Source organism: Halobacteriovorax sp. GB3, from assembly GCF_028649655.1.
GTDB lineage: Bacteria > Bdellovibrionota > Bacteriovoracia > Bacteriovoracales > Bacteriovoracaceae > BSW11-IV.
In genome coordinates this window covers 197,052-210,017 of the sequence record NZ_JAQSLN010000003.1, presented here as the reverse complement: position 1 = coordinate 210,017, position 12,966 = coordinate 197,052, and the positions used below count along the sequence as shown (strand labels likewise).

The window sequence follows — 12,966 nt, the reverse complement described above, 5'->3', positions numbered from 1 at the left end:
TTTATAATAACATTCTCATTGTTCTTCGAAGAGGCTCAGCAGCTCCCCAAAGAAGTTGATCACCAACGGTAAAGACATTGAGAAAATCATCGCCAAGATTCATCTTGCGAACTCTCCCCACAGGAATTTTCATCGTTCCTGTCACATAACTAGGAGTTAATTTTTCCATAGTGATTTCTTTATCGTTAGGAACAAACTCAGTCCATTCAGTGTAATTGGCAATGAGCTCTTCTACCCTTTTGATATCTACTTTTTCTTTGAGCTTAATAGTAAAGGCCTGCGAGTGACAGCGAAGGGCCCCGATACGAACACAAGTTCCATCGACTGGAATCTCAGAAGCTTTATCAAGTCCTAGGATTTTATTTGTCTCGCTCATGCCTTTCCACTCTTCGCGCGATTGACCGTTATCTAATTGTGAATCGATCCATGGAATGAGTGATCCTGCTAGTGGTACTCCAAATTGATCCGTTGGTAAGTTTTTCGTACGTAAAAGCTCTGTTACTTTGCTTTCTATTTCGTGAATATTTGAAGCTGGGTTATCATTTAAATCTTTGACTGAGAGTCCTAAGATTTCAAATTGCTTAATGAGCTCTCTCATATGTCTTGCCCCTCCACCAGAGGCGGCCTGATAAGTCATGCTACTTACCCATTCGACAAGATTATTTTCAAAGAGAGATCCAATGGCCATGAGCTGCAATGAAACTGTGCAATTTCCACCTGCAAAGGTTTTAATTCCGCGATCAATTCCTCGCTCCATAACCGCCTTATTTACAGGATCTAAAACAATCAGCGCATCTTCGTTCATTCTTAAAGTCGAGGCAGCATCAATCCAATAACCTTGCCAACCAGAAGATCTCAAATCAGCGTAAACGGACTTTGTATAATCTCCCCCTTGGCAAGAGATGATAATATCCATTTCTTGTAAGTCAGAAAGATTTTTAGCGTCTTTTAATGGACCTTGTTTTCCATTCACCTTCGGTCCTAATTGACCAGCTTGTGACGTTGTAAAAAAATAAGGATCGATGACATCGAAGTCCTTTTCGGCCCTCATTCGCTCCATGAGCACGGAACCAACCATCCCACGCCATCCAATAATACCAACTTTTTTCATTCGATCTCCTATAAAAATGATCTGAAACTAGGGTGATTCAGAGTTTCGTCCTTGTCAAGCACCCCTGTTTCTCTTATCATAATCAGACCAAAGAGGTGCATCTTTCAGATAGCTTGATTAAGATTTCAGTGAATCAATGATTTCAAGTAACGGGAGAAGATGCCGAAACGGTTTTCTACACTGAAAGAAAATTTGTTGGTTACTAGGGCTGAATCCCTAGGACTGTCACATGAACATGTGGAGAACTTTGGGGGTCATCAAATAAGCTTTAATTAAGCTTACGCCTCAAAAAAACCTCTCCCATTCATGGACAAATAAAATTGTTTTCTAATTGAAAAGGGAGATCCATATGTCTAATGATTTAATTGTCGCTAAATTTGGTGGCTCATCTATGGCCGATGCAACTTGTATGAGAAGAAGCGCAAAGGTGAGCTTTGACCAAAAGGCCAATCTCGTCGTTGTCTCAGCAACCTATGGAACCACAAACCAGCTCATTCAAATTTCAAACCTTGCCTCTAAAGGCCAGTGGGACGAGTGTGCTGAGCTTATTGAAAAAATTAAAACGAAACACAATGATATTGCCTCTGATTTAAATTGCTATGAATCTGTTAGAGAGCAACTAGAAACTCTTTATAATGAACTGGAAACGCTCTCTAAGGGCGTAAGCCTGCTTCGCGATCTCACTCCAAAGGCCTTTGATGGACTTCAATCCCTTGGAGAGAGAATGAGCTCACTTCTCTTTACTTATGCAATGAAGGAAGTCCATAGCGAGAATAAAGATGTTAGACTACTCGATGTTCGAAAAGTTCTTAGAACCGATGATCGCTTCAATAGAGCGAGTGCCCAAATTGATGAGATTAAAGAATTATGTGATCTTCACCTTGGTGAGATCTCAAATGATGTCATCTTTGTCACACAAGGTTTTATCGGCTCTACAAAAGATGGTGAAACCACAACTCTTGGACGCGGCGGCTCTGATTATTCAGCGGCTCTACTTGCTGAGGGATTAAGAGCAAGGACATTACAAATTTGGACTGACGTTGCAGGTATTGCGACGACTGATCCCAGAATAGTTAAAGAAGCAAAACTTCTTGGCGAGATCACTTTTCAAGAAGCAGCTGAACTTGCAACATTTGGCGCGAAGATCCTCCATCCGACAACACTTACACCGGCCCTTCGCGCCAATGTTCAAGTCTTCGTCGGCTCTAGCTATGAGCCCGATGCGCCTGGAACATGGATAAAGAAATCCACGAGTGAAGCCCCACTCATTCGCGCTATGGCAAAAAGAGAGGCTCAAAGTCTCATTACTCTTTCGACGCCAAAGATGCTTCACACTCATGGATTCTTATTTGAGATTTTTAAAATTTTTAATAACCACCGCGTTAGTGTCGATTCCATTACCACATCTGAAATTTCCGTTTCCCTTACTGTCGATGATTCGACGCTACTCAATAAAACACTTTTCGAAGAGCTCAGTGCTCTTGGAGAAGTAAAAATCGAAGGGGAACTTTCCCTTGTGTCTCTAATCGGTAATAATATTAACCACACACCAGGTCTTGCCGCTCGTATCTTTAACGCTCTTGGCGATATTAATGTGCGAATGATCTGTCTTGGCGCTAGTAAGCATAATTTCTGCTTTCTCGTTGCCAATGACAAGGCCAGTGAATGTATTGAAAAGCTACACAAGGAATTTATCGCATGAAACTCGCCCTCTTAGGTAAAGGAAAAACGGGATCTAAAGTCATAGAACTCATTGAACAAAAATCTCTTCCAATAGAAGTTAGTATCTTTGATTCAAAAACCCCTATCACGATCGATTCTCTTAAAGGACATGATGTGATTCTCTCCTTTTTGCCAGGTGATGCATTTTTAGAGTATCGTGAAACTTTAAAAAGCTCAGGAATCCCCGTAGTTACTGGCTCAACAGGATTTTCTTGGGAAGAAGATTTTAAAAATGATCTTAAGGCACCATGGGTTTATGCGACCAATTTTTCGCTAGGAATGAATCTCGTTCAACAAATGATTAAAACAATGAGTAATGCTCATAAACTTTTTTCTGATTACTCATTTAATATTCATGAAGTCCACCATACAAAGAAGCTTGACGCTCCATCGGGAACAGCAATCACATGGAGAGATTGGACTGGTGAAGATTTTGAGATTACCTCCGATCGAATTGGAGATGTCGTTGGAGATCACACTCTCACCTTTGAAACTCAAACAGAAAAGATCACACTTCGCCACGAGGCCCTCGATAGAAAGATTTTCGCCGAAGGTGCCCTTTGGGCCACAAAGAAAGTCCTAGAGCTAGAAGTTGGACTCTATGACTTTCAAGAAATAACACTAAAAGAACTTTTAAGTTAACCAAGGATAACGAATGAATGTAAAAGACTACGCCCTATGGACAGCGGTTATTAGTCCAATGAATGAAGATCAAACAATTGATTATGATTCATATGAAAAAGTTCTTCGCGAGCAAGAGCAAGCGGGAAATGGAATTCTTATTTTAGGTTCAACAGGAGAGGCCCTTAACCTCGATGAGGACGAGTCAAAAAAGATTTTAGACTTTGCCCTCTCACTGAATTTGAAGGCCCCACTCATGTGTGGTGTCGGTGGAATCAACCTTAAAAGCACGTTAAAATGGGTTCAATACCTTGAAACATTAAAACTTGATGCCTACCTAATGGTAAGCCCACTTTATGCTAAACCAGGTGAACATGGTCAGTATGAGTGGTTTAAAACTCTCATGGATGCATCGACAAAGCCAGTTATGCTCTACAATGTTCCGGGAAGAACTGGTGGAGAGCTTAATATCAATGCCGTTAAAAGATTAAATGATCATAAAAATTTATGGGCAATTAAAGAGGCCTCAGGTTCAGTTGAAAAATTTAAAAGCTACGTTGAAGCGGCCCCTAAGACCATGGTTTATTCAGGTGATGATGCCCTTCTTCCTGACTTTTCACCGCTTGGAGCTTCTGGACTTGTTTCAGTAGCATCAAATGCATGGCCAAAAGAGACGAATCTCTTTGTCAAAAAATGCCTAGATGGAACTTTAAAAGAAGCCGCTCTTTGGAGTGATTGTTCAAACACACTTTTTCTGGCTTCAAACCCAGTTCCAGTGAAGGCCCTAATGGCCAGTGAGAAAACGATTAAAACAAATACAATGCGCTCACCTCTCGATGCTCGTGATCTTCAATCAGTTGAGCCTCTCCTAAAGGCGAGTGAGCAAATTAGAAATTGGTATAAAAACTTAATGTAACAAAAGGAATAAAAATGAGTGATTTAAATTGGAAAGAAGTTCTCGATCTTATGGAAAAAGGCGAAGTTCGTGCCGCTAATAAAGTCGATGGAAAATGGGTTGCAAATGTTGATGCTAAAAAAGCTATTCTTGCAGCTTTCAAAGATGGAACAAATGTTGATATGGGTGATAATCACTACCCTGGTTTTGTAGACAAGCACAATATGGCCCCAAGAAACTTTACACCAAATGATGGTGTTCGCCTCGTTCCAGGTGGATCAAGCGTTCGTCGTGGAGCTTATGTTTCAAGCGGAGTTATCATCATGCCTCCGGCCTATATCAATATTGGCGCCTATGTTGACGAGGGAACAATGGTCGATTCACACGCTCTTGTAGGTTCGTGCGCGCAGATTGGTAAAAACGTTCACCTTTCGGCCGGTGTTCAAATTGGTGGAGTTCTTGAGCCCGTAGGTCTTGCTCCAGTTATTATTGAAGATAATGCTTTCATTGGTGCAGGTGCCGTTATCGTTGAAGGAATTCAAGTTTTAAAAGGAGCCGTTATTGCTCCTGGTGTTATTCTTTCTAAAGGTGTTCCTGTTTATGACTGTGTAAACGAGAGAAAATTAGAAGTTGGTGAGCCAATTCCTGAAAATGCTATCGTTGTCCCTGGTTCTCGTCCTGTCAATGACAAGCTTGGATGGGCAAAAGAGATGGGGCTTACAATGAATTGTGCGATGATCGTAAAATATAGAGACGAAAAATCAAACGAATCACTAGAGCTAGAAGAATTTCTTAGATAGATTCTAATTACGAGAAAGGACAAAGGCATGGCCCTTACAATTGAGCATAAAAAGAGACTTGAGCGCGTGATTAAAAGACTAGATTCTAGTTTCTTCTTCTACGATCTCGATCATCTCAAATCACGCCTCACTTATATGGATAGCGTGAAAGATCCAGATGTAAAACTTTGGTATGCTTGTAAGGCCAATCCTTTGTCTTCTATTTTAAAAATATTTCGAAACCTCAACTTTGGAATCGATGTCGCCTCCCAAGGAGAACTTAACCAAGTTCTGCAAGCAGGAGTTGAGCCAGAGGACATCCTTTCAACTGGTCCATCAAAAGCGAGAAATTATCTTCGCTCCATGATTAATAATGAAGTTAATGTCGTCGTCTTAGAATCACTCAATCAGGCCTATTGGCTTAGTGAAATCGCTGGAGAACTAGGAGCGAGACCAAAGGTACTTCTTCGCGTACAACTGGATTGGGATGAAGGTTCCTCTGTTCTAGGTGGAGATGCCATTACTCCTTTTGGTCTCGATCAAAAAGAGTGGCTAAAGCTAGATTTTGAAAAAACTAAAAATCTCGATTTTCAAGGGTTCCATGTCTTTCAGTGGGGAAATATTCTCGATCTTAGTAGGCTTGAGACCATCTGGGATAAAATTTCAAAAGAAATGGTTGAACTTGCTAAGACAATGAAAATTCCACTCAATATCTTAGATCTTGGTGGAGGCCTTGGAATCTGCTATGAAAAAGGTGACTCCCCTCTCGATTTTAAAGATGTCAGTGTCACGCTCACAAAAATCAAAGAAAAACACGGGTTGAAAAAGGTTTGGATGGAACTTGGTCGCTACGCCGTAGGAACTTGTGGCCACTATCTAACTCAAGTTATCGATAGAAAAACGGTTCGTGGAAAAGAGATTCTTGTCACTGATGGTGGGATTAACCATATTGCTCGTCCGGCCTTAGTAGATCAGGACTTTCCTTGTGAGATGTTTCGTGATTCTGATGCCGAAAAAAGTTCTTTTCAAGTGCACGGTCCACTTTGTACGGCCATCGATAAACTTGGAACTTTTCAACTGCCAAATGATATCAATGAAGGTGATTGGCTTGTCTTCTCTCAAACGGGAGCTTATGGCTTTACAGAGGCAATGCCTTTCTTTCTATGCCACAATCTACCAGCAGAAGTTGTCCTTTACAATGGGGATCTCATGACGCCAAGACCGATAAAAACAAGCACTGACTGGCTCGTTTAGAATTTTGACTCAATTCCAATAAAGATCATCTCGTCCCATACGAGCTCTTCGCGGTGATCCTCATCGGCCTTTGTTAAAGGGGCCACCTTACTGTGTGAAGCAGATATAAAAAGGTCTGTCTTATCATTTACACGATATCGACGTACAAATTCGATTCCTCGCGGAGTCGTACTACCACCGGCATCGTAGTCAATTTTATCGTAAAACAAGGCCACTTCAAATGATGAGACATCTTTACCATCAATGTGGCGATCGACATACTTATAGCGAAGGTCCCCCTTCATACGTACATAGCCAGAGCTTGTTCCATAGACACCAAACTCTCTTCCAAGAGAGATATTTGAAGTAAAAGAAGAATTATGATCTCGATATATATGAAATCGATTACCAAAGTTAACTTCTGTTGCAAATTCTAAATCATCCACCGACTCACTGGAAACTTCATCTGTAATTGCGCTGGCCGCTTTTTTAGCGATCGCTCCATATTGATTATTAACCCCTTCTTTACCGACAACTTTGATATAGAAGTCATCTTTATCTTCAGAGAGTCTAATTTCAAACTTCGCGCCGTCTATTTCAACAGTCTGTCTTGTGCGCTTATTCTCACCACCAACGGATTCAATAACTGTCTTATACTGACCACCACCAAATTTAATCACAGTCGCTTCACCATTTTCATCAGTAATGATATTCATTTTATCTTTAAACGTTTTCTTTACAGAGGCATAACCATCTTCTTTCATCGTTAACATCTCGGCCAAAGAATTCATGGCATCATTAAGAGGTGAAGTATTTTCAAGTTTTAAGTTTAAAAGATCACCTTTTCCATATTGTCTTGTCTTATAATCACAAGGATTTTTTGCTTCACTCAAATAGCGCATGGCCGTATCTTTAAAATCAAAGGCCTCTGCAATCAATTCTTCATCAGTGGGTTCAACAAGGTTTAAGATTTTATTGTGATTATTTAGAATTTTTTTAAATTCTTCATAGGTCTCAAGTGTTGTATCAAACTGGTGCCTAAAGAGCAGTCGACTTGCAAGATGTCTTGGATAGCGCTCAATTTTTCCATCTTTTTCAACGATATAAAGTCTATCTTCCGTATTATAACGAACGCGAAACCCCTCTTTATCAAAGAGCGTTTTCATAAGATCATTAGCGAAACAATTGAAGCTTAGACCTAGGAAAATAAGAAGTAGAGTCTTACCAACGATACTCGAACCCTCCCCCTAGATGATGCTGTAGATCCATCTCACCGTTGCGATTGATTTCTTCTTGCGAATAATCAACGGCCAAACGATCGGTATCATCAGAGACCCCAGCGGTAAAAAAAACATAACCATTTCTTGTTACGCTATATCTTTTTGTGACATCAAAGCGGATAGACCGATCGGTGACATCGTCTACATATTTTTTTCCTTGAACGACAAGCTTCGCTTCCCACGAAGGAAACTTCTCTCCTCTTTGGTTTTCATTTAAGTACTGGGCCTTCATCGTTGCTTTAGCGCGAAGATAATTATCATCATCTGCCCCACTAGTGAAATTCTTTCCAACTTCAGCATTTCCAGCAACACGAATATTTTCCGTTTTTAAGACTTCAAAATTTGTTCCTAAACGAACCTCAGATGAATAGCGAACACTTTTATCCATATGATCTACGTAATTATACTGAACGGCCTTATCACTTAGTGAGTGCCAATTTTCTTGCATCACCTTAGCAAGGCCCCCTTGATCATCTAATACTTCACGCCTAGCAAGAACTTTCCCATAGACTTTTCCAGAGATGGTTTTTTTAACTTCAAGTTCAAGCCCATCAACAGAGATAAACTCCTGATAAACTCTCCCTTTATCATCTCTTCTTTTTTCAATTTCAAAGGGCCTACCAGCGATAGTGATATAAGATTTTTGTGGTGCTAAACGAGAACACCCCTTTGAGTAACTTCTAAGGGCAAGTCCTCCCTTTTCAAATTCGGCTTCAACTCCTGTTGAAATAGCGAAGGTACAACCTCGATCATCACCTTCTATGCCCTTTCCATTTTTTACAAGGCCAAGGTTTTGCTCATTGGCCATTCCATGAAGGAAGTTATCATTTGAAGTCATCAACTCTACTTTTAATTTCGTTAACTCTCCAAGACTAAAAAAACCTTCATCATTCATCTTTAATTTAAAGAGCGCCTCTCCAACTTCATCTTTCACTTCACTCATATACGGCTTAAAGCGAAACTCAGGAGCAGCCGACTTTTTCTTTTTTCGATCTCTAAAGCAATCATCACTCACTTTAGGAGAGAGTGTTGAAAACGCCTCTTCTTTCATCGCAAGGGCAGTAAGAAAGAGATCCTCAGAAGTTGGTGCACTCGAATGTTCAAAGCGCGAGTGACGAATGAGACTCTTTTTGAGTTTTGAGTAGTCGTTGGCACTTAGATAAGTGGCCTTCTTTAAAACGTCTCTATAGCGATGGCGCTTAAAGTAGGTCTTTTTCTTGCCTTCTTGCCAAAGGTACTCCCCTGTATGACGATCGTAGCTGAGAGTATTTTTACTCTTTCCGACCTTATCTTGGTAGAGGATTAGCCCATAACTTGGTAAACTAAAGACTAGGAAAGTAAGAAGTAGTGAATGTCGTAGATATAGCTTTTTCATCAAAAGGCTTATCGGACTCTAATACTCAATTTTAAAAATTTTCTTAAGATTTCTATAAAAACCAATAAGTTAGCACATAGGTGATTATTCCAAAGGTATTATTCATGATGAAATTAGAAACGATCACAATCGGACAACAAGGAAATGCAAATCCACTAGAGCTTCGCCTCTTTCATTTTGAAGGTCACAAGAGCGATCAATCGGCCTTTATTCAGGCCAATGTTCATGGGGCAGAGATTCAAGGTAATGCCGTCATTTACCATATCCTCGTTACTCTTAAAGCAAACCCTGATATCGTTCGTGGAAACATCACTCTCCTACCTCAGGCCAACCCCCTCGCCGCCATTACTAAAATGGGTACATGGACTCTAGGGCGCTTTAATTCGGTGACTGGAGATAATTGGAATCGTCTCTACAAAGATATTTTCGCTAACCAATCTCTCGATCAATTTGCAAAAAAAGATTTTGATAAAGAGCAATTTAAGGCATACCTAGAAAAGGCCATTGATCAAAAACTATTTGCACTCAAAGAGTACGGTGAAAATGAAAATGCTTTTCTCAACTTACATTTACAAAAGATAGCAGCTAGAGCTGATTATGTATTAGATCTGCATACAGGACCTATTGCTTGTGACTACCTCTATGTTGCTGAGTATCTCACAGAAAAATCAAAAGACCTCAACTTCCCTCATCATCTCATCATACCCAATGAATTTGGAATGGCCATGGATGAAGCGAGTTTCATGCCATGGGTTCACCTTAAAAAGGCCCTCGAAAATTCTGGTAAAACTTACGACATTCCATTTGAGTCTTACACATTGGAACTTGGAAGCGAAGAAGTTATCAATACAAAGCTTGCACTAAAGCAGGCCGCAAAAATTATGCATTATCTTTTAAAAAGAGAGATCATTAGCGAGAATCCGCTTGAAGAGCATCTTATTTTAGAAACTCCAAAAGCTTGCCTACTTTCGGATTATAAGACCTACTATGCGCCAAAAGGTGGCCTTGTTGAGTATCATGCAAAACCTGGACAAGAGGTCAAAAAAGGGGAAATCTTATTTAGTATTTTAAGCTTTGAAGATCCTGAGCGCCTCCTTGAAGAGCATAAAGCTAAAAAAGACTGCCTAATCATCAATCATACGACCTCTGGAAATATCAGAAAAGGTATGGAACTCTATCAAGTTATGGAAAATTATCAATAGGCCCTTGTCTTTGATGCTTGAATCCATTAAATGAAGGACTATGAAAGATAACGACCAAATAAATAATGACCAATACGACTTTCGCTTCGGCGGAATTGGAAGACTTGTTGGTCAAAAAGAGTGGGATCTTCTCAAGAGTTCCCATGTAGCAGTCGTTGGAATCGGTGGTGTTGGATCTTGGGTATGTGAATCCTTGGCAAGAAGTGGTGTTGGAAAAATCACCATGATTGATCTTGATGATCTTTGCCAGAGCAATATCAACAGACAAGTTCACGCTCTTAGCTCTAGTGTTGGCCAAATGAAAACTGAGGTCATGAAAAAGAGGATTCTAGAGATTAATCCCCAGTGTGAAATACAAGAGATTCAATCTTTCTATTCTAAGAAAAATTCCAACGAAATACTTTCTCATCGCTATGATTACATCATCGATTGTATCGATTCATTTGAAGAAAAAATTCAACTAATTTTAGACTGTAAAGAACACGATATTCCCTTAATCGTTTGTGGTGGAGCAGGAGGAAGAGTCGATCCTACCCGCATTAAAATCGATGATCTCTCTAAGTCCTATAACGACAAACTCTTACAACGAATAAGAAAAAAACTTCGCCAAGATCATGGTTTTTCTAGAAATAGAAATTTCAAAGTCCCTTGTGTCTTTAGCTACGAAAGGGCCGTCTACCCTGACCCAGCTGGTGGAACATGCCATAAACCAATTCAAGGGGAGTCCACAAGGCTCGATTGCCAAACAGGATTTGGAAGCGCAAGTTTTGTCACGGGGAGTTTTGCTTTTTTTGCCGTCTCTTACGTCGTCTCAAAAATCACAAAAAATCCAATTTTTAATTAAATCTCTGAAATAAGTTCTTCAAAAGAGTTTCTCTTATCAGGAAAATCACGACAGGCCTTCTCATAGTGCTCTTCAACTTTTTGCTTGGCCAAATTCATTTCAATGGACCGCTTAATGAGAACTTCATAGAGTTCAGGGGATTTAAGACCTTGTTGAATCGTATCTTGTACAAGCTTTAGTCCCTCGGCCGCTGTTGCTTGCAAATCACTCACTAAAACCTCGAGGATACGAATCTCTCGGGACTCAGGAAATTGAGAGAGTGCTTTAGAGAGAATGCGATCGAGAAGTTCAATTTCACGCGCTTCTTTAAGGGCCTCCACAAGTGAGGCATAAATAAGCGGTTTACCATCGCAAATTTCACTTGCGCGTTCAATTACTTCAAGGGCCTTAGAGTAAAGCTCACTAGAAGTCTCTTTCTCTTCTTTAAACTTATCTTTGATAACTTTCTTACCGTAAATTGCCATTGAAGCAGCGATATAATTTTTCATATCCTTATCTGGGTTTACGACTTGCTTAAAAGCACTGTGATACTCGAAAATATCATCATATTCAGCGCAGGCCACAGATAGCCACGTCAATGTTGGAAGTAATTCTGGATTCACTGGATAATGATCAATCAAGCAACGAGCGAGTTTATAGGCCTTATGCTTTTCATCTAATTTCACCATAATTTGAAAAAGCTCACTTAAACATTGATAGTGAAGAGGCTGATACTTGAGCCCCTCTTCAAAACAACTTCTAGCCTTTTCAAGTGACTTCTCTTTTAAATAAAGCATTCCTTCATAATAACAGGCAGCCGTTGGTCCTTTTTCAAGTCTTTTGGCCTTATCAAAATAACTGAGGGCCTTATCTGGGTCAGTATAAAAATATTGCTTACCAAGTTCTACGTGTACCTGATACGGCGTAGGATTCGCTTTAGGCAGCATAACTTTTAAAAATTCTTGCTGCAAACTAACAACGGTAAAAGGAACTAGAACGAGCTTATCTACTTGAGACTGAGCGACATGAACGGAAATTTCGAGAGAGTTATTTTCAGAGAGTAAAATAAAGCCTGAAGTAATGCGCTCTGGTCTCAATTTTAAATGAAGTGAAAGAAGCTCTTCATAACTCTCCCCTCCAATCATATAATTGCAAAAGATCCACTCTGGCTTTTGATTTTTTACAATCTCTTTAGCATCTTCAAAATTATTAGCGCCTAAAATATTTGATTTCGAAACCGCGGTTTGTGAAAGCATCTTTTTAATAGAGGCCTTACCGACACTTGAGTTATCGACAATAAGAAATTTCTTTCCTTTCACATACTTTTTAATCTGAGCGATGCTTTTTTCGTCCATTGCCAACCTATATTTTAAATTTATCAAAAAGGTAATTTACCTTCTCTTGTTTCCATCCATACTTCTTATAGTAAGTGTCCCACTGATTTTTATCGTAGAGTAAAAGTGAGATATTCAATTCAACTAACTGCTCATCTACCTTGTGTATACTTTCGACTTTACCAGTGACCATCATATTCGCAGAAAGAAGAACCCTGTTTTCAGGCATCTTCTTCATGAGCTCCAAGCGCTTATTCTGTTCAAAAAAATGAAATTCTAGTTCGTGACCTAAGGCGCACATATTTTTAGGGCAAATAAGTGAAAAGCTCGTTTCATCAAGTTGCCTTAGTCGATTGTTTTCGTAATTAAAACAAGAGGAACTACTCGTTAAATTATGAAAAACAACATATTCACGGCTCGACTCTTTAGAAATAAGCATCATTCTATTTTTCTTCATGCCTCTATTTTAAAAGCTTATCGTCTGGGGTTAAAGAAAAATTAACTTGGGAAATATTTTTCACTAGTTACAATTAACAGAGGAATCTGCGAAACAACAACGCTTTTACATTAGTTTTACATTTATTTGATCTT

Annotated in this window: 12 protein-coding genes and 1 riboswitch; of the genes, 7 read left to right on the top strand and 5 right to left on the bottom strand. The window is 39.6% G+C overall.

Features of this window, described 5'->3' with window-relative positions:
- Position 1: 1 nt before the first annotated feature.
- Positions 2-1,111: an aspartate-semialdehyde dehydrogenase gene (gene asd / locus HBN50_RS07175; protein WP_273868922.1), complete on the bottom strand. Its 1,110-nt coding sequence runs from the start codon at positions 1,109-1,111 to the stop codon at positions 2-4.
- A gap of 82 nt (positions 1,112-1,193) precedes the next feature.
- Positions 1,194-1,367, top strand: a riboswitch (Lysine riboswitch).
- Between the two features lie 93 nt (positions 1,368-1,460).
- Between asd and lysC the strand changes: the two genes are divergently transcribed.
- Genes lysC through HBN50_RS07150 form a run of 5 tightly spaced genes read left to right on the top strand, consistent with a single transcriptional unit; the run spans position 1,461 to position 6,382 of the window.
- Positions 1,461-2,813: a lysine-sensitive aspartokinase 3 gene (gene lysC / locus HBN50_RS07170; RefSeq protein WP_273868921.1), complete on the top strand. Its 1,353-nt coding sequence runs from the start codon at positions 1,461-1,463 to the stop codon at positions 2,811-2,813.
- Positions 2,810-3,475, top strand: a complete 666-nt coding sequence (locus HBN50_RS07165; protein WP_273868920.1) for a 4-hydroxy-tetrahydrodipicolinate reductase — start codon at positions 2,810-2,812, stop codon at positions 3,473-3,475. The genes lysC and HBN50_RS07165 overlap by 4 nt, the downstream gene beginning before the upstream one ends.
- 13 nt (positions 3,476-3,488) lie before the next feature.
- On the top strand, positions 3,489-4,370 hold the full coding sequence (gene dapA, locus HBN50_RS07160) for a 4-hydroxy-tetrahydrodipicolinate synthase (protein ID WP_273868919.1): 882 nt from the start codon (positions 3,489-3,491) through the stop codon (positions 4,368-4,370).
- 14 nt (positions 4,371-4,384) lie between these two features.
- The gene (locus HBN50_RS07155; protein ID WP_273868918.1) at positions 4,385-5,149 is read left to right on the top strand and encodes a 2,3,4,5-tetrahydropyridine-2,6-dicarboxylate N-succinyltransferase; all 765 of its coding nucleotides are present in this window, start codon (positions 4,385-4,387) and stop codon (positions 5,147-5,149) included.
- Between the two features lie 27 nt (positions 5,150-5,176).
- On the top strand, positions 5,177-6,382 hold the full coding sequence (locus tag HBN50_RS07150) for a PLP-dependent decarboxylase (RefSeq protein ID WP_273868917.1): 1,206 nt from the start codon (positions 5,177-5,179) through the stop codon (positions 6,380-6,382).
- On the opposite strand, the gene HBN50_RS07145 is transcribed toward HBN50_RS07150, so the two are convergent.
- Complete coding sequence (locus HBN50_RS07145) at positions 6,379-7,527, bottom strand: hypothetical protein (RefSeq protein ID WP_273868916.1); 1,149 nt, start codon at positions 7,525-7,527, stop codon at positions 6,379-6,381. The genes HBN50_RS07150 and HBN50_RS07145 overlap by 4 nt on opposite strands.
- Before the next feature lie 55 nt (positions 7,528-7,582).
- A complete protein-coding gene (locus tag HBN50_RS07140) occupies positions 7,583-9,016 on the bottom strand; it encodes a hypothetical protein (protein ID WP_273868915.1) in 1,434 nt (477 codons plus the stop codon).
- A 104-nt stretch (positions 9,017-9,120) separates the two neighbouring features.
- Here HBN50_RS07140 and HBN50_RS07135 point away from each other — a divergent pair, with 104 nt between their 5' ends.
- The gene (locus HBN50_RS07135) at positions 9,121-10,218 is read left to right on the top strand and encodes a succinylglutamate desuccinylase/aspartoacylase domain-containing protein (protein ID WP_273868914.1); all 1,098 of its coding nucleotides are present in this window, start codon (positions 9,121-9,123) and stop codon (positions 10,216-10,218) included.
- 40 nt (positions 10,219-10,258) lie between these two features.
- Positions 10,259-11,062 (top strand): tRNA threonylcarbamoyladenosine dehydratase, encoded by an 804-nt coding sequence (locus HBN50_RS07130; RefSeq protein WP_273868913.1) that lies wholly within the window; start codon positions 10,259-10,261, stop codon positions 11,060-11,062.
- On the opposite strand, the gene HBN50_RS07125 is transcribed toward HBN50_RS07130, so the two are convergent.
- Positions 11,059-12,396: a hypothetical protein gene (locus HBN50_RS07125; RefSeq protein WP_273868912.1), complete on the bottom strand. Its 1,338-nt coding sequence runs from the start codon at positions 12,394-12,396 to the stop codon at positions 11,059-11,061. The two genes, HBN50_RS07130 and HBN50_RS07125, sit on opposite strands and share 4 nt — an antisense overlap.
- Before the next feature lie 7 nt (positions 12,397-12,403).
- Entirely contained in the window at positions 12,404-12,832 is a 429-nt protein-coding gene (locus HBN50_RS07120) for a hypothetical protein (RefSeq protein WP_273868911.1), read from the bottom strand.
- Positions 12,833-12,966 lie beyond the last annotated feature (134 nt).